This window comes from Teredinibacter sp. KSP-S5-2, from assembly GCF_032773895.1.
Classification (GTDB): Bacteria; Pseudomonadota; Gammaproteobacteria; order Pseudomonadales; family Cellvibrionaceae.
In genome coordinates this window covers 4,898,251-4,916,982 of record NZ_CP120416.1, presented here as the reverse complement: position 1 = coordinate 4,916,982, position 18,732 = coordinate 4,898,251, and the positions used below count along the sequence as shown (strand labels likewise).

18 protein-coding genes are annotated in these 18,732 nt (G+C 47.5%); 6 read left to right on the top strand and 12 right to left on the bottom strand.

Annotation, left to right across the window (positions count from 1 at the left end):
• From ribA to glyA, 11 genes are all read right to left on the bottom strand, one after another.
• A complete protein-coding gene (gene ribA / locus P5V12_RS21175; RefSeq protein WP_316955074.1) occupies window positions 1–597 on the bottom strand; it encodes a GTP cyclohydrolase II in 597 nt (198 codons plus the stop codon).
• 15 nt (window positions 598–612) lie between these two features.
• Window positions 613–1,263 carry a TIGR02281 family clan AA aspartic protease gene (locus tag P5V12_RS21170; RefSeq protein ID WP_316955073.1) on the bottom strand — a complete coding sequence of 217 codons (651 nt, stop codon included), beginning with the start codon at window positions 1,261–1,263 and terminating at the stop codon, window positions 613–615.
• A 10-nt stretch (window positions 1,264–1,273) separates the two neighbouring features.
• A complete protein-coding gene (locus P5V12_RS21165) occupies window positions 1,274–1,732 on the bottom strand; it encodes a phosphatidylglycerophosphatase A (RefSeq protein ID WP_316955072.1) in 459 nt (152 codons plus the stop codon).
• A 34-nt stretch (window positions 1,733–1,766) separates the two neighbouring features.
• Window positions 1,767–2,741 carry a thiamine-phosphate kinase gene (thiL, locus tag P5V12_RS21160; RefSeq protein ID WP_316955071.1) on the bottom strand — a complete coding sequence of 325 codons (975 nt, stop codon included), beginning with the start codon at window positions 2,739–2,741 and terminating at the stop codon, window positions 1,767–1,769.
• A gap of 13 nt (window positions 2,742–2,754) precedes the next feature.
• On the bottom strand, window positions 2,755–3,195 hold the full coding sequence (gene nusB, locus P5V12_RS21155) for a transcription antitermination factor NusB (protein WP_316957466.1): 441 nt from the start codon (window positions 3,193–3,195) through the stop codon (window positions 2,755–2,757).
• Between the two features lie 19 nt (window positions 3,196–3,214).
• Window positions 3,215–3,682: a 6,7-dimethyl-8-ribityllumazine synthase gene (gene ribE / locus P5V12_RS21150; protein WP_316955070.1), complete on the bottom strand. Its 468-nt coding sequence runs from the start codon at window positions 3,680–3,682 to the stop codon at window positions 3,215–3,217.
• A gap of 16 nt (window positions 3,683–3,698) precedes the next feature.
• A complete protein-coding gene (gene ribBA / locus P5V12_RS21145) occupies window positions 3,699–4,811 on the bottom strand; it encodes a bifunctional 3,4-dihydroxy-2-butanone-4-phosphate synthase/GTP cyclohydrolase II (RefSeq protein ID WP_316955069.1) in 1,113 nt (370 codons plus the stop codon).
• Window positions 4,812–4,849: 38 nt separating this feature from the next.
• Complete coding sequence (locus tag P5V12_RS21140) at window positions 4,850–5,509, bottom strand: riboflavin synthase (protein ID WP_316955068.1); 660 nt, start codon at window positions 5,507–5,509, stop codon at window positions 4,850–4,852.
• Between the two features lie 85 nt (window positions 5,510–5,594).
• Window positions 5,595–6,650, bottom strand: a complete 1,056-nt coding sequence (gene ribD, locus P5V12_RS21135; RefSeq protein ID WP_316957465.1) for a bifunctional diaminohydroxyphosphoribosylaminopyrimidine deaminase/5-amino-6-(5-phosphoribosylamino)uracil reductase RibD — start codon at window positions 6,648–6,650, stop codon at window positions 5,595–5,597.
• Window positions 6,651–6,670: 20 nt separating this feature from the next.
• Window positions 6,671–7,150, bottom strand: a complete 480-nt coding sequence (nrdR, locus tag P5V12_RS21130) for a transcriptional regulator NrdR (protein WP_316955067.1) — start codon at window positions 7,148–7,150, stop codon at window positions 6,671–6,673.
• A 141-nt stretch (window positions 7,151–7,291) separates the two neighbouring features.
• Window positions 7,292–8,557 (bottom strand): serine hydroxymethyltransferase, encoded by a 1,266-nt coding sequence (gene glyA, locus P5V12_RS21125; RefSeq protein WP_316955066.1) that lies wholly within the window; start codon window positions 8,555–8,557, stop codon window positions 7,292–7,294.
• A gap of 256 nt (window positions 8,558–8,813) precedes the next feature.
• Between glyA and ettA the strand changes: the two genes are divergently transcribed.
• From ettA to P5V12_RS21095, 6 genes are all read left to right on the top strand, one after another.
• Complete coding sequence (gene ettA / locus P5V12_RS21120; RefSeq protein WP_316955065.1) at window positions 8,814–10,478, top strand: energy-dependent translational throttle protein EttA; 1,665 nt, start codon at window positions 8,814–8,816, stop codon at window positions 10,476–10,478.
• Window positions 10,479–10,666: 188 nt separating this feature from the next.
• Entirely contained in the window at window positions 10,667–11,578 is a 912-nt protein-coding gene (locus P5V12_RS21115; protein WP_316955064.1) for a hypothetical protein, read from the top strand.
• A gap of 425 nt (window positions 11,579–12,003) precedes the next feature.
• Window positions 12,004–15,450 carry a response regulator gene (locus P5V12_RS21110; protein ID WP_316955063.1) on the top strand — a complete coding sequence of 1,149 codons (3,447 nt, stop codon included), beginning with the start codon at window positions 12,004–12,006 and terminating at the stop codon, window positions 15,448–15,450.
• A gap of 23 nt (window positions 15,451–15,473) precedes the next feature.
• Window positions 15,474–16,409: a diguanylate cyclase domain-containing protein gene (locus tag P5V12_RS21105; RefSeq protein ID WP_316955062.1), complete on the top strand. Its 936-nt coding sequence runs from the start codon at window positions 15,474–15,476 to the stop codon at window positions 16,407–16,409.
• 101 nt (window positions 16,410–16,510) lie between these two features.
• Window positions 16,511–16,885, top strand: coding sequence for a PilZ domain-containing protein (locus P5V12_RS21100; RefSeq protein ID WP_316955061.1), 375 nt, complete (start codon window positions 16,511–16,513; stop codon window positions 16,883–16,885).
• A 39-nt stretch (window positions 16,886–16,924) separates the two neighbouring features.
• Complete coding sequence (locus P5V12_RS21095) at window positions 16,925–17,269, top strand: PilZ domain-containing protein (RefSeq protein ID WP_316955060.1); 345 nt, start codon at window positions 16,925–16,927, stop codon at window positions 17,267–17,269.
• 11 nt (window positions 17,270–17,280) lie between these two features.
• On the opposite strand, the gene radA is transcribed toward P5V12_RS21095, so the two are convergent.
• Window positions 17,281–18,639, bottom strand: coding sequence for a DNA repair protein RadA (gene radA, locus P5V12_RS21090; protein WP_316955059.1), 1,359 nt, complete (start codon window positions 18,637–18,639; stop codon window positions 17,281–17,283).
• Between the last annotated feature and the right edge of the window lie 93 nt (window positions 18,640–18,732).

Here is an 18,732-nt window from a genome sequence, read left to right as displayed (position 1 = left end):
TTATTCCCCTTCTTCAAACAAATGGCCAAGCTTACCTTTTTTTGTCTGCAGGTAATGGGCGTTATGGGGGTTACGTCCTGTCTCGTGTTGAATGCGTTCAACCACGTCAATACCGATTTCCTGCAACGCCTTAACTTTCCTGGGGTTATTTGTCATCAATTTGACTTGCTTAATTCCCAGGGTTTCGAACATGGGCTTCAGAATGGAATAATCCCGCATGTCCGCACCAAAACCCAACTGTTCATTGGCTTCGACAGTGTCCGCACCTTGATCCTGTAATTTATAAGCACGGATTTTATTGAGTAAGCCAATACCTCGCCCTTCCTGCCGAAGATAAAAAATAGCGCCACGCCCGGCCACAGCAATTTTATGCATTGCGGATTGAAGTTGCGCGCCACAATCACAACGCAACGAAAATAAAGCATCTCCAGTCAAACACTCTGAATGCACACGAATCAACAACGGCTCATCAGCTTTAAGGTTTCCCATGGTCAGCACAACATGTTCTTTGTCGGCCTCATCATCAGCAAAACCGTGCATTTCAAAAGTCCCCCAGGAAGTGGGCAACTTGGATGACTCTACATATTTTATCGACACACAAAAACCTTACGCTTAGTATTTTGTTTGCAGAATAAGCACACCGCTTTCAACTGCATAATCAATTCGGCTTAGAAACGTATTTCCCAATAAAATATCAGATGGGAAGCCGCCCTCTGTTACTATGGCTTCAACATTCTCAACTTTGATGTCCCCAATTGCCACACTGAGCAAATTCACTTTAAATCCGGGGACAATTCCACTGGCGGTCTCAACATTTAAACGCCGGCCAAGTTCATAGCGAACGCCGAGATAATTCGCCACATCAGAATTTAAGGCGATAGTGCTTGCACCAGTATCAACCACAAACTCCACAGCTTTGCCGTTAATATAGCCACGAGTGTAATAGTGGCCATTGCTACCGCTATTTATTCTCACTTCTTTTTTTTCTGCCTGGGAAAATTCACTGGCTATTTGTTTAGACAGGTATAACTTTTTCTGTTTACCATCGATTTCCACCAGGGCAAACTGGCTATTGGCATCCACCAATAAAATCCCTTCCGGGGTCGACTTTCCTTTTTTAACCAGCCGCTGTTTACCATTCACAACAATAATGGCGCCATTCTTGAACAAGCCTTTTACGACCATGTCCAATTCGGCAAAAGCCTGATTAATTCCCCCTAAGAGCAATACTGCAGTAACAATAATTGATACCGACAGTTTCATCTCACACTCCCTAAACCCATCCCAGGGTCATAAGTAGATACAAGGCTATCCAGGCAAATACTCCGGCGAGAATATCGTCAAGCATGATACCGAAACCACCGTGAACTTTTTTATCCGCCCAACTAATCGGCCAGGGTTTTACCATGTCAAAAAAACGAAAAAGCACAAAAGCAACGGCCAAAAGCGGCCAGTTAATTCCCTGTGTCGTTACACAGGGCACAGCAAATAACGTAATCCAGAAACCGGTAAATTCATCCCAAACAATGCCTTTATGGTCATGCACCCCCAACGTTTTGGACGCGTAACCACACAAATAATTGCCTATAGGAATTGAAAGGAGGGTGATTGCGCCATAGAGCCATAGAGGTAATTGCGCGATAAGTAAATACAGGGCTCCTGCCACAACTGTTCCGCATGTGCCTGGCACAACAGGCGACAAACCTGAACCAAAACCAAAGGCCAATAACATCCTTGGGTCTCGGAAAACAGTGGACACACTGGGATTAAGCAAAATGGTTGTACCCCATCGTTTTTAGGGAATCCGGTAAATCCTGTCCGACAAGTTCTATGCCATTCCCACTTTGGATTTCGCCAATTTTGGTTAAACGCATATTGTTTTGCTCTGCGCTATCAAGCATTTTCTGCTGCTTGTCTTCGGGCACGGTAAAACATATCTGATAATCATCGCCACCGGTTAACGCCCATTGTCGCATTTGTTCACGGCCGTATAAGTCCAGAGGCCATTGCCCAAGCGGTAACAGGTCAACATCAAGTACAGCTTTTACACTACTCGCATCACAGATATGCCGCAAATCCGCATACAATCCATCGGAGACATCAATCGCTGCGTTAGCGTATTTCAGCAGTTCACGGGCAACATCAAATCTGGGGGTCGGCCGGTAATATCGAACTTTTAAAAACTGCTCTACCGGTTCCGACGACCACGCTTGTTGCTTCATTAACACTGAAAGTGCTGCAGCACTATCGCCAAGCGTTCCACTGACATAAATATGATCACCCGGTTGTGCTCCAGACCGGGGCACCGCCCCACCCGCAGACACAACGCCCATCACCTGCACACCAACAGATAACGGCCCCCGCGTGGTATCACCACCGATAAGCGGACACTCGTATTCATTCAATACGGAAAACACGCCCGCGCTGAAACCCTCAAGCCAGGACTCTTCCGCTTTGGGTAACGTCAGGGCAATTGTCACGCCAATCGGCTCAGCGCCCATAGCAGCAAGGTCGCTCAGCGCCACGCACATGGCTCGGGTACCAATGTCGAAAGCATCTGCCGATGCCAGGAAGTGTACGCCTTCAACCAAAGTATCTACGGAAACAACAAGCTGCTGCCCGGGCGCGATGGATAAAACCGAGCCATCATCCCCAATGCCAAGAACAACCTGTTCCGACTTAAACGGTGCCTTTTCTGCCTGTTGACGAAAATAGCGATGGATTAACGAAAACTCTTCCACAGCCCCGCCGTACCTATTTGCCTGCGCCGACTTCCGCAGCACGCAATTGGGCTGCAGTTTTGTCCAGCACACCATTGATAAATTTGTGGCTGTCCTCGGCACCAAACTTCTTGGCCAAGTTGAGTGACTCGTTAATTACAACTTTATAAGGAACATCAATCCGGTGCTTTAACTCATAGGTGGACAAACGCAAAAGCGCCATAGTGACCGGATCCAATTGGTCTATTACCATGTTTTTTAAGTGCGGCTGAAACAGCGCGTCCAGTTCCGATTTCTGCGCGGCCACGCCATGAAATAGCTCGTGAAAGTATTCGGTATCCACTTTGGACATGTCATTATCGGTGTGAAATTCCGCTTCGATAACGTTCAAAGGATTACCTGTCATTTGCCATTGATATATGGCTTGCATGGCATAATGTCGCGCTCGACTGCGAGTTGCAGCCGTCAGTTTCATACTCACAAAAATCTACCTTTTATAGCTTCTTAATCAGAGAAACCATTTCCAACGCAGTGTGCGCGGCTTCAGCTCCCTTATTACCGGCCTTGGTGCCGGAACGTTCAATCGCCTGCTCAATGCTGTCTACAGTCAACACACCGAATGTCACTGGGATGCCAGTATTTAATGAAACCTGGGCCAGACCCTTGGTACATTCACCGGCCACATAATCAAAGTGCGGTGTTCCTCCACGAATAACTGCGCCTAACGCGATAATCGCATCGTATTTTTTGGATTCCGCCAGTTTCTGCGCAGCCAACGGAAACTCAAACGCGCCCGGGGCATAAATAATTTCGATATCGTCGTCAGTAACACCTTGGCGACGTAAGGTATCCAGAGCGCCTTCTTTCAAGTGTTCAACAACAAAACTATTCCACCGGCTAACCAGTAGCGCGTATTTACCACTGACCGACTGAAAATCGCCTTCAATTACGTTTATCGCCATGTTACTTATCCGTTGTCTATTTCTCGTTTTTTACGTATTCAGTGACTTCCAGGTTAAAGCCTGAAAGTGCGTTAAATTTAAAGGGTGCGCTCATTAAACGCATTTTCTTGACGCCTAACTCACGCAAAATCTGTGAGCCGGTGCCAACCTGTTTGTAAGCCGCATCGCCTTTGGGTTTGAGTGCCTTGCCGGACATAACCCAGTCAATGCTCTCTTCAATTTCTTCTGCTGTTTCATTGTGGCAAATAAGCACAACGATACCAGAACCTTCCGCTGCCACCTTGGCAATTGCTGCCTGACAGTTCCAGCTTGGCGATTCCTGCTCAGGGCTTTGAATAGCCAGGACATCCCGTGAGGTGTTACTGACATGCACCCGTACCAGCGTCGGAGTTTCCGGGTCAATATCCCCTTTGATTAAAGCAAAATGCTTTTCGTTGCGCGCGGTCTCGAGGAAGGTCTTCAGTATAAACTCACCGTACACGGTGGTAACCTTTCGCTCGCTAATGCACTCCACCGTCTTTTCATGCTCAACACGGTACTGAATCAGGTCGGCAATTGTACCGATTTTCAGCCCGTGGGTTTGGGCAAATTTTTCCAAGTCTGGACGGCGCGCCATAGTGCCGTCTTCATTCATAATTTCAATGATCGCTGCAGCCGGCTCGTGGTTCGCCAGCTTGGCCAAATCACAACCGGCTTCGGTATGCCCAGCACGACTTAGCACCCCCCCTTCCTGCGCCATGATGGGGAAGATATGACCCGGCTGAACAATATCGGAAGGCCTAGCATCTTTGGCGACGGCAGCACGAATAGTTTTTGCTCGATCCGCAGCGGAGATACCGGTTGTTACCCCTTCGGCCGCTTCAATTGAAACGGTGAAATTGGTGGAGTGTGATGAACGGTTATCCCGCACCATAATGGGTAAGTCAAGTTGCCGGCAACGCTTCTCGGTTAAGGTCAGACAAATCAGACCTCGCGCGTATTTGGCCATAAAATTGATATCTTCAGCCCGCACCTGATCCGCAGCGATGATGAGATCCCCTTCATTTTCACGGTCTTCATCATCCATCAAGATAACCATTTTGCCCAGACGGATATCTTCGATCAGCTCTTCAGTGGTATTGAGTTTCATAATTTTCTCATGCGAAAAATGGTTTTACTTGGACATACCTACTTAACAAAACCGTGCTCTGCCAGGAAAGCCATAGAAAGTGTTTGCTCACCGGGTTCTGCGGCTTTTTCGCCCAATAGTAATCGCTCCAGGTATCGTGCAATCACGTCAACTTCGAGGTTTACTTTGGTGCCCTCACTGTATGTGGCCATAATGGTTTCTTGCAAGGTATGTGGCACGATATTTAAATCAAAAACCGCCCCGCTGACTTTATTCACCGTCAAGCTTGTGCCATCTACAGTAATAGAACCCTTGTGCGCGATGTATTTCGCCAGCTCTTTTGGCGCGCGTATCTGAAAACGCTCAGATCGGGCATCCGGCGCACGGGAGATCACCTCCCCAACCCCATCCACATGGCCGCTGACAATATGCCCACCCAAACGTGATTCAGGGGTGAGGGCTTTTTCAAGGTTTACCCGAGTCCCGGCCTTCCAATACTGGGCACAAGTCAGGTCCAGAGTTTCGACGGAAACATCCGCAACAAAACCATTACCCGGCAACTCTACAGCCGTTAAACAAACGCCATTCGTTGCAATGGAATCCCCCAATGCGACATCGGACCAATCCATCGATTGGGATTGAACATGAAGTCTTAAGTCTCCGTCTTTTTTTTGCGCGGAAACGATTTCACCTGTTGCTTGAATAATTCCGGTAAACACAATTTCAACTCTCTATATCATGTGGCTTAAGGTGAAGATCCACTCAAGCTTCTAACCACTTGTGTCGCAGTAATAAATCAGATTCCTATGCGTCCGGATCAGGAACCGCAGTAATTTTCCAATCACAACCTACTGCACGAATATCTTTTATGGAAACGGCCAACTGCCCTGCCATGGTATTAATGGGCAACTCGAATAATGGTCGGGCAGATGAGCCCAAAAGCTTTGGCGCCATATAGACGATAATTTCGTCTACCAGCCCGGCTGACAAAAACGCTCCTGAAAGCGTCGCACCCGCTTCAACCAATACTTCGTTGCACCCTTCTTCCGCCAACTTCATCAGCAAGCGCAGCAAATTCACCTGACCGTTTTTTTCCGACATCGGCCAAAACACTTTTTTGCTCGATGCTGGACACGCAGCATTTTCTGAGCAGGCAATAATGGTTTTCCCCGGTTGCTGTAAGATCTCAGCATCTTCAGAACTTCGGTTATGGCTGTCCACCACCACCCGCAGAGGCTGGCGATCCTCACCAGACAGTCGAACCGTCATCGCCGGTTCATCATGAATAACGGTTCCAACACCGGTAACAATGGCGCAGCTTTGCGCTCTCAAACGCTGTACATCTTCTCGTGCAGCTGGTCCAGTAATCCACTTACTCTCACCACTGGCCATGGCTGTTCGTCCGTCCAGGCTCATGGCTAATTTGCAGCGAACATAGGGGAGTTTTCTCTGCATTCGTTTGATAAAACCGAGGTTCAGGGCTCTGGCCTCGTCCTCCAAAACCGGCCCCACAACCTCAATGCCTGCATCGGATAATTTTTCCAAACCACGCCCCGCAACCAAAGGGTTAGGGTCTTCCATGCCAAAAACCACTCGGTTGATTCCCGCCTGAATTAATGCGTCCGAACACGGGCCTGTTTTACCGGTATGACTGCAAGGTTCAAGAGTGACGTAAGCACACCCACCCCGAGCATTTTCGCCGGCAGAATTCAGCGCATTAATTTCAGCATGAGCCTGCCCGGCAATCTGGTGGTAGCCCTCACCAAAAACTTGACCGTCATTAACAATGACGCAACCGACACGGGGATTGGGAGTGGTGGTATAGAGGCCTTTTCGCGCCAGCTGAATGGCACGGGCCATGTATTCGATGTCTTGAGCACTCACGAATTAATATCGCCAATTTGCTCGTGCTTTTTCTGCAGACGATTGATTTCTTCCTGAAACTCGCTGATGTCCTGAAAGCTTCGATATACAGACGCAAAACGCACATAAGCAACCTGATCCAGGCTGCGCAGTTCGTCCATAACCTTTTCGCCAACAACCCGAGAATCCACTTCCCTCTCACCTAATGCCTGCAAGTAAATCTTGACGTTATTGATAGCCGATTCAATGTCTTCTACGCTCACAGGGCGCTTTTCCAATGCCCGCTGAAAACCATTGCGCAGCTTGTCTTCATTAAAGGGCTCACGCTTGCCATCCTGCTTGATGATTTTTGGCATCAAGAGTTCGGCAATCTCAAACGTGGTAAATCGCTCTTTGCATGATAAACACTCCCTGCGTCTTCTGACCTGACCGCCATCAGCCACCAGGCGCGAATCAATCACTTTGGTATCAGTTTCTTGGCAAAAAGGACAATGCATCGCGATATCTCACTATTGATAGAACGATACCCGCACAGAAACAATCCATGGAGCATCTCATCTTACCCACCCTCAAATGAAGGCAAAAAAATAGAAGCGGCGCTTCCCATACCGCGATGAGAGCGCCGCAAGATAAGCTAATTACTTACCGTAAACCGGGAAACGAGAACAGATATCAAGCACTTTCGCTTTCACTTCTTCGATAACTGCATCCGCATTACCCGCTTCAAGGCCGTCCAATACATCACACATCCAACCGGCCAATTGCTTACATTCCTCTTCTTTAAAGCCACGAGTGGTAACCGCAGGCGTACCCACACGCAAACCAGAAGTAACAAACGGTGAACGAGGATCATTTGGAACGGCGTTTTTGTTTACAGTAATGTTTGCTGCACCCAATGCGGCGTCAGCATCTTTACCTGTGTACTCTTTGCCAATCAGGTCAACCAGCATCAAGTGGTTTTGAGTACCGCCAGAAACAATTTTAATTCCACGCTCGATAAAGGTTTCTGCCATTGCTTGCGCATTTTTAACGACTTGCTTTTGGTAGGCTTTGTAGTCATCGCTCATTGCTTCTTTGAAGCTAATCGCTTTGGCTGCAATAACGTGCATTAATGGGCCACCCTGACCACCAGGAAATACTGCGGAGTTAAGCTTTTTCTCAATTTCTTCGTTGGCTTTGGCAAGGATGATACCGCCACGAGGACCACGCAATGTTTTGTGGGTAGTCGTGGTAGTTACGTCAGCAATTTGAACTGGAGATGGGTAAACGCCCGCAGCAACCAAGCCGGCAACATGGGCCATGTCTACAAACAGGTATGCGCCCACTTTATCTGCAATTTCACGAAAACGCTGCCAATCAACAATACCGGAATAGGCAGAGAAACCGGCAACAATCATTTTTGGCTTGTGTTCAACAGCCAGGGCTTCAATTGCGTCGTAGTCAAGCAGGCCGGTTTCAGGGTTCAAACCATATTGAACAGCGTTATAAATTTTACCGGAGAAGTTTGGCTTGGCACCGTGAGTCAGGTGACCACCGGCATCCAGGCTCATACCAAGTACGGTATCGCCTGGAGAAACCAAAGCCTGGTAAACAGCGGAGTTGGCTTGAGAACCAGAGTGAGGCTGAACGTTTGCATAGTCTGCACCAAACAGCTCTTTTGCACGCTCAATGGCCAGCGCTTCAGCCTGGTCAACGTACTCGCAGCCACCGTAATAACGCTTATTCGGGTAACCTTCCGCGTACTTGTTGGTTAACTTGGTCCCCTGAGCCGCCATCACTAACGGGCTGGTATAGTTTTCAGAGGCGATTAATTCGATATGCTCTTCTTGACGAGTGCCCTCGTTCTGAATCGCTTGCCAAATTTCAGGGTCAAAATCAGCTATGGTTTGGTTCTGATCAAACATGGATATCCTCAAGATAAAAATACGCAGGAAGTGCGGCTATGAGCTGCGAGAAAAAAGAGGCGAAATTGTACACCAATCAGATCAACAACTCACGCCTCAATAAAGAGGAAAATCAATCGCTTAAATCCGCCAAAGGCGTTTGAATTTCTGATGCCCTTGCAGTAAATTGCCTCACCAAAATCTAGTCTCATTTGGTTACGCCAGAGTCCAGAAAAACCTTTGGCAGCCCCTTCTACAACGCAAGGTAAAACACTTTATGGCTCAGTACGTCTATACGATGAACCGAGTGGGGAAAATCGTTCCTCCAAAACGCGAAATTCTAAAAGACATTTCGCTCTCGTTTTTTCCGGGCGCCAAAATTGGTGTTCTAGGCCTTAACGGCTCCGGGAAATCCACTTTATTGCGCATTATGGCGGGGGTTGATACGGACTATATTGGTGAAGCCCGCCCTATGCCGGACATCAAAGTGGGCTATTTGCCACAGGAACCGGCTCTGAACCCGGACAAAGATGTCCGCGGCAATGTCGAAGAAGGTGTCCAGGAAGCGGTGGATGCACTAAAAGGTCTTGACGCTGTTTACGCCGCCTATGCCGAACCTGACGCCGATTTTGATGCCCTGGCCAAAAAACAGGGCGAACTGGAAAACATCATTGAAGCCTGGGATGCCCACAATCTGGATCACCGCCTGGAGGTCGCTGCCGATGCTTTGCGCCTTCCCGCCTGGGATGCAGACGTAACCAAACTTTCCGGCGGTGAAAAACGCCGCGTTGCATTGTGTCGCTTATTGCTTTCCCGCCCGGACATGCTGTTACTCGACGAACCTACCAACCACTTGGATGCCGAATCGGTATTCTGGTTAGAAAAGTTCCTACAAGAGTTCTCAGGAACTGTGGTGGCGATTACCCATGACCGCTACTTCCTCGACAATGCTGCCGGCTGGATTCTGGAACTGGATAGAGGCTACGGTATTCCATACGAGGGCAACTACTCCACCTGGCTGGAAGCGAAAGAAGCACGTTTAGCCCAGGAGGAACGCACTGAAGCCTCGCGCAAAAAAGCCATCGAAGCCGAACTGGAATGGGTACGCAAAAACCCGAAAGGCCGACAAGCCAAGAATAAAGCGCGTATTGCCCGCTTCGAGGAAATGCAATCTCAAGAGTTTCAGGAGCGAAATGAAACCAATGAGATCTATATTCCACCCGGAGACAGACTCGGCGACAAAGTGATTGAGTTTAACGGCGTAACCAAAGGCTACGGCGATCGACTGCTCATAGACAACCTGACCTTCTCCATCCCCAAAGGCGCTATTGTTGGCATTGTGGGCGGTAACGGCGCGGGTAAATCCACACTATTCCGTATGATTACCGGTAATGAGCAACCAGATAGCGGCACTATCGATATAGGTGAAACCGTGAACGTGGCCTATGTTGAGCAGGGCCGGGAAAACCTGGACGATAACAAAAGCGTATGGGAAGCCATTTCCGGTGGCCAGGACATCCTCAAAATCGGTAACTACGAAGTCAGTTCCCGAGCTTATGTCGGGCGCTTTAACTTTAAGGGGACCGATCAGCAAAAACGCGTGGGCGACCTTTCCGGTGGTGAGCGCGGCCGCTTACATTTAGCCAATACCCTTAAACAGGGCGCAAACGTATTGCTACTCGATGAACCTTCCAACGATTTGGATGTGGAAACCTTACGGGCACTGGAAGAAGCCATTCTGGCCTTCCCAGGCTGTGCATTGATCATTTCCCATGACCGCTGGTTCCTGGATCGGGTTGCCACCCATATACTGGCCTACGAGGGAGATAGTGATACCGTGTTCTTCGAAGGAAACTTCACCGAATACCACGAAGACTTCATTGCCCGCAAAGGAGAAAATGCCCAACCTAAGCGAATGAAGTACAAACCTATCAAAACCTAATCCTCCTCTCTCCACCAGCCCCACTCCGGGGCTGGTAAACTTTCCCCGGCCATTCTGGTCTACGTATACTTAAGGAACGCTAAATGCGTCCGCACCATCTGGATGAAAAACGTCACAGGGTGGGATAAAGTGGTAGACTGAAACCAAAATAAGTTTCTTTTTCCAATACAACTTATTGGCCAATAATTATGTTTCTCTCTCTTAGCTCAAAATTGAATTCCCCGCATAACAAATATCTGTATGCATGTTTTGTATTCCTGTTTTTATTCAGTCTACCCAGTTACAGTCAACAGCCATTAATCATCTACGCCAATTCAGGTGTAATGGAAATCTATGACGACTTTATCGCGGGAAGAAATAAAGTAGACATTAATGACTACACACTGAACTCTCTTCATTCTTCCCGTTCAGTTACGGAAACCTTATTGTTTGAACAGGCATTGGCATTAGGGGGGTTTGATAAAAAAATCAAACTCGCCAGTGAACGGATAGATTACGACAATAAGTTATATCTTTTGCTTTCGGGAAAAGCGCTGGCCTACACAGAAGCCTTTTATCTAGACGATTTTCTTCCACACCAAAACGACTTACTCATTTCCGACCCAGTAATTCGTAAAAACGAATACTTTGTTGGCCTATACACATCACCAGACAATAAAAAAGCATTATCGGCTACAGCCGACAGCTTAGGTGAACTTACCGCAACCTCCAATAATACCTGGGTGCAGGATTGGAAGGCGTTGAATAGCATTGGGCTGAAAAAGGTTTACCATGTCGCCAGTTGGATATACATGATCAAAATGGTGAAAAATCAACAAGCCGATTTCATTCTCTCCCATTTCCAACCGGGCCCTGAGATGCGATTAATGTGGGAAGGCCATAACCTCGTTCCCATCCCAAACCTGAAACTGGCATTACCCGGCAGTCGTCATTTTGTTATATCCAAAAAACATCCCAACGGACCAGAGCTATTTGAAGCACTGAATAAGGGGATAAAAATCTTGCGGGAATCGGGCCGAGTATCAAAAGCCTATGAACAAGCAGGAATATTTAACGCTCGAGTCAAGGACTGGGTACCTTTAGGGCTCGAAAAAGAGTAAGGCATAAACCCTGGCTTGCCGTTGCAAAAAGCTTATAAATACAAAACAACTGCAAGCCACACAGTCCAAATCAATCACAACCCCGGCAGTTCCTCTACAGAATCAAGGCAATATCAATCATACAGTCCTTCAATTCTCGTAAAACGCCAAACCTATCCTTATCAGCAAGCCATATGCGAGATAAAATATTTGATGCTAAGGTAAGCATAGAGCCATCTCAGCCTCCTACAACACGAATCATTTAGATTCAATTTCCTTGCCAACATCCCCTGTTGCAAAGAACTTAGGATAGGGTGTTTAATCATACACAGCGCTAGAAGGCCCGATAACAATAAAAAATAAGCGGCAACCCCGTTCGTCTTTCAATATGATAGGGCTGACGGTTATAGCTTAATGAATTATCACAACAGGAGCCGATACATCTAATGGCACCCGAAGTCAGCAGAATCAAGTTTACTGATGGCCTTTCGTACAAACAGGCACGGCTGACCATTATTGTGGCCATGATTCTCGGTTTGATTGTTTCTTTACGCGAAGTCAGTGCCGACCTGGATGATACTCGACGCGCAATTGATGAAACCGTGCGAGCCATTATCACCAGTAACCTGAGTGCTGCCGCACATATTACTCAAAGTATCGACTCCGAACTGGCCAACGAATTAGCCGAGGGAATGATCAAACACCCCAGTATCACCCGAGTGTTTCTGGTGGACAGCTTCAACGATGTAATCGGTGCAGCGGAAGAAAAAATTGATCCATCCAAACAAAACCCCCTTATCGAGAGACTATTCGGCAAACCCTACCAGGTAACTCAGTCACTCATTAACCCCTATGCAACGGAATCTGAGCTGGCTTCTCTCGGCCAACTGGTTGTCATTGTCGACAGTTACGAAGAAGGCAAACACTTTCTGGAAAACTCCATTTCCACTTTTGTTGCGACCTTTATTCAAACCCTGGCGTTATCCCTGATTCTCATGACGCTGTTTTATTTCAGGGTTACACAACCATTGAAACGAGTAACGGAAGCGGTGGCCTCACTCGACCCAAGAAGGTCGGACAACCGAAAAATCACTATTCCAGACAGTCATAAGAAAGACGAAATCGGCCAACTGATTCAAAGCTATAACAATCAACTTATGGCAATTAAAGAGCACCTGATAAAACGCCAGGATGCAGAGAAGGAATTGAAGTACTACATGGCGGATCTGGAAGAGCGGGTTGAAGAAAGAACAGCAGAAGCCAATGAAGCCCGTCAGTATATGCAATCCATTCTGGATAACTCACCGGTTGCCATCGCTCGGCTTGATGGTGACGGATTTATCCAACAGGTCAACCCCGCGTTCATTGAAATGTTCGGTTATAGCGAAGAGCAACTTCTCTATCATTCCCCGATCAATCTCTTTGAAGATCCGGCAATTTATGAATTCATATCCGAGACCATAGACCGGGTTGTATCGTATACCCAAAGTTACGAAGTAACTGTCAATATGGTTCGTCGGGATGGGACAGTATTTAGTGCCGCTTCGGGCAATCGCCCTATTGACCCCAACGATTTGAAATCCGGTTACATTTGGTCTCTCTGGGATATGAGCGATCGGGCCAAAATGGAAAAAGCATTGCTTGCAGCAAAAGAGCAAGCGGAAGCAGCAACACGAGCCAAGAGTGACTTCCTGGCAAACATGAGTCACGAACTGCGAACACCGATGAATGCTATTTTGGGGATGACGTGGCTGGCCCTGCGCACGGCACTGGATGATCAACAAAAAGATTATTTAACCAAAGTTCGCACTTCAGCAGAATCGCTTCTCACTATTGTTAACGACATTCTCGACTTCTCCAAAATTGAAGCGGGCAAGCTGGATATCGAAGTTGTTCCATTCACGCTGGAAAATGTTTTGCAAAATCTGGCGGCAATGATATCGCTTAAAGCAGAGTCCAAAGATATTGAGATTATTTACCAAACGGATCTCAACATTCCCTTTGATTTACGCGGCGACCCGTTAAGAATCGGTCAAATACTACTGAATTTATCTGATAACGCCGTGAAGTTCACCGAACGCGGGCAAGTCATTATCAGCAGTAAACTGGTAGAAAAAAATAATAACGAAGCCACCATCCACTTCACTATTGAAGATACAGGCATAGGCATGACCGCAGCCCAACAGAAGCGTTTGTTTGAGGCTTTTTCCCAGGCAGACACATCGACCACACGTCGATTTGGCGGAACCGGTTTGGGGCTTGCAATCTGTCGCCGACTCGTCCAACTCATGCGGGGAGAAATATCCGTAGACAGTAAAGTGGATCATGGCAGCTCGTTCAGTTTTTCAATCAAAGTCGGATATTCGGGAGAGCAAAGTATTGGCTCCGCGGCTTCAACAGAAGAGCTGAAATCACAACACGTTCTGGTTCTGGACAAAAACCAAAGCACCACCAACGCCATCGCAACCATTCTCTCAACCTGGGGGATGCACGTTGACTGCTGCCAGGAAGAACGCGACTTCCTGACGGCACTGGAAAAACTCGCCAGCAATAATAAGCCTCCCAAGTTTGTTTTATTAAATAGAAAACAAACGGCAAAACATCTTCTCAGCTTGAGCCGAACAATTATTCACTGCCATGACAAAGTGAAGCCGCAAATTATTCTAATGGCCAACTCCAGCAACGCAATGCTGAGCGAAAAGGAAAAGGATGTGGGAGTTTCGTCTTTAATTACCAAACCAATCACCCCCCGCAGCTTACTAGACCATGTTCTGGCCAAGAAATCCGATGATCGTTCATCTTCGTCCGCGGTATTCGACCGGATAAATATTGATCTGTCACAGTTCAGTAAATTAAAAGGCCTCAATGTATTATTGGTTGAAGATAACGAAATAAATCAGGTGCTGGCCAAGAAGCTTCTGGAAACAATTGAAGCTGAAGTCACCATCGTAAACGATGGATTAGAGTGTGTTCACGCAGTTAAGAACCGTGACTTTGATATCATATTAATGGATATTCAAATGCCTGTTATGGATGGGTATACCGCGACACGCACTATCAGAAAAAGTGATCCGGATAAAAAAATTCCCATCGTTGCCATGACAGCACATGCGATGGCAGGCCAAAAGGAGAAATGCCTGGAAGCAGGGATGAATGATTATATATCCAAACCGATTGATCCCTACGCGTTATACCAATGCCTGAAAGACTGGACGAACGCCGAGCCAACCGAAAACCACGAAGAAAATTCTATGACTCATCTATCCTCCTCCTTTGAAGTAGAGTTTCCGGAGGAATGGCCCGAGGCCTTACCGGGAATTAATGTCAAGGAAGGCTATTACTACGCAAGTTACAACGAAGAAGTGTTTAAAAAAATTATTTACCGCTTCCTATCCAGCTATGAAAACGGTGTGGAGGAGTTTAAACAACATCTTCTGGACAACGACATGCAATCCGCTTATCGTTGGGTGCACACGCTCAAAGGTGTAGCAGGCAGCGTTGGCGCTGACGGGTTGAACGACGCATCGCAAATGCTCTGCGAAGTATGCGATGAAAATTCAAAGAGTGTCGACAAAGGCCTGGTGAAAGCGCTTGAACAAAAACTGGCTGAAGCCACCCGCTCACTAAGAACTCTGTTAGAAATACTCGAACACAACAATAAGACGAGTGTATGCGGCGAAAAACGTCTCACAGATACTTCCGTTCAAGCTCAACTGGTGAACCTGCAAACTCACTTAAAACATGGCGATGCCAATAGCGGTAATCTGTTGAAGGATATTCAGGAACAATTGACGATAGAGGATCAGGAAAGCTTACAACCGCTAAACTTACTTATTGACGAGTTTGAGCTTGATGAAGCAGCAAGTAAACTCTCACCGTTTATACAGAGATAAAACGAATATCAGAACTTGGCAAGATGACAGGAAATAACGACGGACACTACCAGAAACAGACCGTATTAATCGTTGACGATGAGCCAGCGAACTTACAACTGTTAAGTAATCAATTGCGAGAAGAATATCTGGTTCTTGTTGCCAAATCCGGACAACAGGCCCTGCATCGACTTGAGACCAATAACATCGACTTGGTGTTGCTGGATATTGTTATGCCTGATATGGACGGCTATGAAGTCATTTATGCCATTAAGGAAAACCCCAAATTCAAGAACATCCCAGTCATTTTTATTAGTTCCCGCACTGAAAGCGAGGAAGAGATCAAAGGTCTTCGGCTAGGCGCAGTGGATTACATCGGCAAACCGTTTCAACCGGCCATTGTCCAGGCCAGGGTTAGAACGCATATGGCATTAAAACGTCGAACAGAACTGTTGGACAAAATCTCCCACGTCGACGGCCTTACCGAATTAGATAACAGACGCCGGTTCGACGAGCGCTTGGAATATGAATGGAATCGAGCCAGAAGAAATGGCAGCCCACTCAGCGTGATCATGATCGATGTCGACTTTTTCAAACGTTTTAACGACAGCTTAGGACATATTGCCGGAGATAACTGCCTGCGTAAGGTAGCTCGGGTGCTTGAGTCATTGGTGCAAAGGTCAACCGACGAAGTTGCTCGTTACGGCGGAGAAGAATTTGCCATTATCGCTCCCGAAGTGGACTTGGAAGGGATCTCAGTATTGGCAAAGCGCTGCGTTACCGAAGTAAACGATTTACACTACCCCCACCCGGATTCGGACGTATCAGCTTACGTATCAATCAGTGTCGGCGCAGCCACAGTAATGAATATTTCTCCTGAGGCCAACGCCAGAGAACTGGTCGCTGCAGCAGATCAACAACTGTATCAAGCAAAACAAAGGGGCAGGAACCAATCCTGTACAATTTTGCTCAACAGCTGACGATAGCAAGCAATCACATTGGGTTTTTGTGCGGTTTTTTTGGCGAGGCCTGCCAGCCATGTCTAAACTCAGCATAGGATCTAATCATTTGAGTTACCCCTATGCCCGAAAATACCGCTGAGCGACGAAAATATACGCGTGTCGAATTTAATGCCGACGCATATCTTTCTCAGGGCTTTAAAAAAATCGCAACCCAGATTATTGATATATCACTCAACGGCGTCCTCGTTGAAACACCCGCACACTACGAATTAAATGTTGCGGAACCAGCCACAATTGAAATTGTGCTCTCCAACGACACTCAGATAAACATGCTGGTCAACCTGGCGCACAGTAGCAGTGAAATGCTCGGCTTTCATTGTGTCGGTGTCGACATTGAAAGCCTGGGACACTTACGCAGGTTAATAGAACTGAATATCGACGATCCATCCGCTTCAGAGCGTGTGCTCGCAGAACTACTTCAATCCAACTGTTAACGACGGGGTTATGATAAAACAGAAGAGAGTGGAAGAGATTTGAGTAAAGCAGTACCGGAGTCAACATCAGATAGACGTACTTCCAAACGCGTCAACTATCGCACCCAAGGCAACCTCGTCACCCCGTCCGGGGACTGGTTCGTGTACGTTATCAACCTTTCAATTAACGGCGCACTTATCGCGTTAATCGAACCTCACGATATTCGCCAGGGAACGCTGGTCACATTACACCTCGAACTAAATGACGGCAGTAATCTGATAATGCACGGAGAAATTGCACACAGCAAAGAACATTATATCGGCCTGTCATGCCAACCCCATTCTGAACAAGATCGGCAAGCACTCAAGCAATTAATCGACCATTTAAGCCCATTAGAATTTTAAGCCTGAGCCAATCATATCGCTTCCAGAGCCTCATCCAATTTGCGAATGGCAACAACCTCCATTCCGGGAATAGATTCACGGGGAGCGTTTGCCACAGGTACTATCGCTTTTTTAAAGCCGTGTTTTGCAGCTTCCCTCAGTCGTTCCTGACCGCTGGGTACAGGTCGAATCTCACCCGCCAACCCCACTTCTCCCAGTACCACCAGATCTCTGGGTAACGCCTGATCACGAAAACTGGAAACCAATGCTAACAACAACGCTAGATCAGCGCTGGTCTCAATAATTTTTACACCCCCAACCACATTCACGAAGACATCCTGATCACCTATCATAATGCCGCCGTGTCGATGCAATACCGCAAGAAGCATCGCCAGTCGATTCTGATCTAGCCCCACAGCAATACGCCTTGGATTACCCAGGCTCGATGAGTCCACCAAAGCCTGGATCTCGACTAACAGCGGCCGTGTACCTTCCCATACCACCATCACCACCGAGCCCGCCGATATTTCATCGGCTCGCTGCAAAAAGATAGCGGAAGGATTAGTGACCTCTTTTAACCCCTGCTCTGTCATACCAAAAACACCCAGCTCATTCACCGCACCAAAACGGTTTTTGTGGCTGCGTAATGTGCGAAAACGGGAGTCATGAGAGCCTTCCAACATAATCGAACAATCGATCATATGCTCCAATACCTTGGGGCCGGCAAGACTGCCTTCTTTAGTGACATGACCAACCAGAATCAACACCGTACCGGATTGCTTGGCATAGCGGGTTAGCACCGCAGCGCATTCCCGGACTTGAGATACACTGCCTGGAGCCGACTGAATTTCTCCGTGGTGCATAACCTGAATGGAATCCACCACCATCACCTTAGGCACAACACGCTGTGCGCCTGTCACAATGGCATCGACATCGGTGGCAGACATCATCTGCAACTTATCTGTAGGCAACCCCAAACGCTGTGCTCGCATGGCAACCTGTTGAAGCGATTCCTCCCCCGTCACATACAAAGCCAGTTGCTGTTTGGCCAGCTGACAGAGGGTCTGCAATAATAAGGTCGATTTCCCCGCCCCTGGATGGCCGCCAATCAACACCACAGACCCGGGAACAAAGCCACCCCCAAGCACTCGGTCAAACTCCTCCATACCTGAGGAAAACCTGGGCATCTCTTCTAACTTAATATCCGAAAGCACGGAAATGGAGGACTGATCGCCACCCGCATAGCCTTTAAAATCGGCTTGTCGGGATGAGGAACCTAAACGGACTTCTTTTACGGTATTCCATTGTCCACACTCAGCACACTGCCCTTGCCATTTAGCAAAATCGGCGCCGCATTCAGTACAGACAAAAGCTGTTTTTTGTTTAGCCAAAGATGATTACTCTATTTGATACTTTCGAATACGTTGTGAGAACGCCTGGAGGAAACACTTTAATTGACTCAGGGGATATTGAAAAGCACCTCG

Coding starts and splice junctions, on each gene's coding strand:
- P5V12_RS21115 (WP_316955064.1), top strand. CDS start 10,667: ATGTTTCTCTCTCTTAGCTCAAAATTGAATTCCCCGCATAACAAATAT.
- P5V12_RS21110 (WP_316955063.1), top strand. CDS start 12,004: ATGGCACCCGAAGTCAGCAGAATCAAGTTTACTGATGGCCTTTCGTAC.
- ribE (WP_316955070.1), bottom strand. CDS start 3,682: ATGGCGATAAACGTAATTGAAGGCGATTTTCAGTCGGTCAGTGGTAAA.
- ettA (WP_316955065.1), top strand. CDS start 8,814: ATGGCTCAGTACGTCTATACGATGAACCGAGTGGGGAAAATCGTTCCT.
- ribBA (WP_316955069.1), bottom strand. CDS start 4,811: ATGAAACTCAATACCACTGAAGAGCTGATCGAAGATATCCGTCTGGGC.
- ribD (WP_316957465.1), bottom strand. CDS start 6,650: ATGGCCCGTGCCATTCAGCTGGCGCGAAAAGGCCTCTATACCACCACT.
- P5V12_RS21100 (WP_316955061.1), top strand. CDS start 16,511: ATGCCCGAAAATACCGCTGAGCGACGAAAATATACGCGTGTCGAATTT.
- nrdR (WP_316955067.1), bottom strand. CDS start 7,150: ATGCATTGTCCTTTTTGCCAAGAAACTGATACCAAAGTGATTGATTCG.
- P5V12_RS21165 (WP_316955072.1), bottom strand. CDS start 1,732: ATGTTATTGGCCTTTGGTTTTGGTTCAGGTTTGTCGCCTGTTGTGCCA.
- P5V12_RS21170 (WP_316955073.1), bottom strand. CDS start 1,263: ATGAAACTGTCGGTATCAATTATTGTTACTGCAGTATTGCTCTTAGGG.
- nusB (WP_316957466.1), bottom strand. CDS start 3,195: ATGAAACTGACGGCTGCAACTCGCAGTCGAGCGCGACATTATGCCATG.
- P5V12_RS21105 (WP_316955062.1), top strand. CDS start 15,474: ATGACAGGAAATAACGACGGACACTACCAGAAACAGACCGTATTAATC.
- glyA (WP_316955066.1), bottom strand. CDS start 8,557: ATGTTTGATCAGAACCAAACCATAGCTGATTTTGACCCTGAAATTTGG.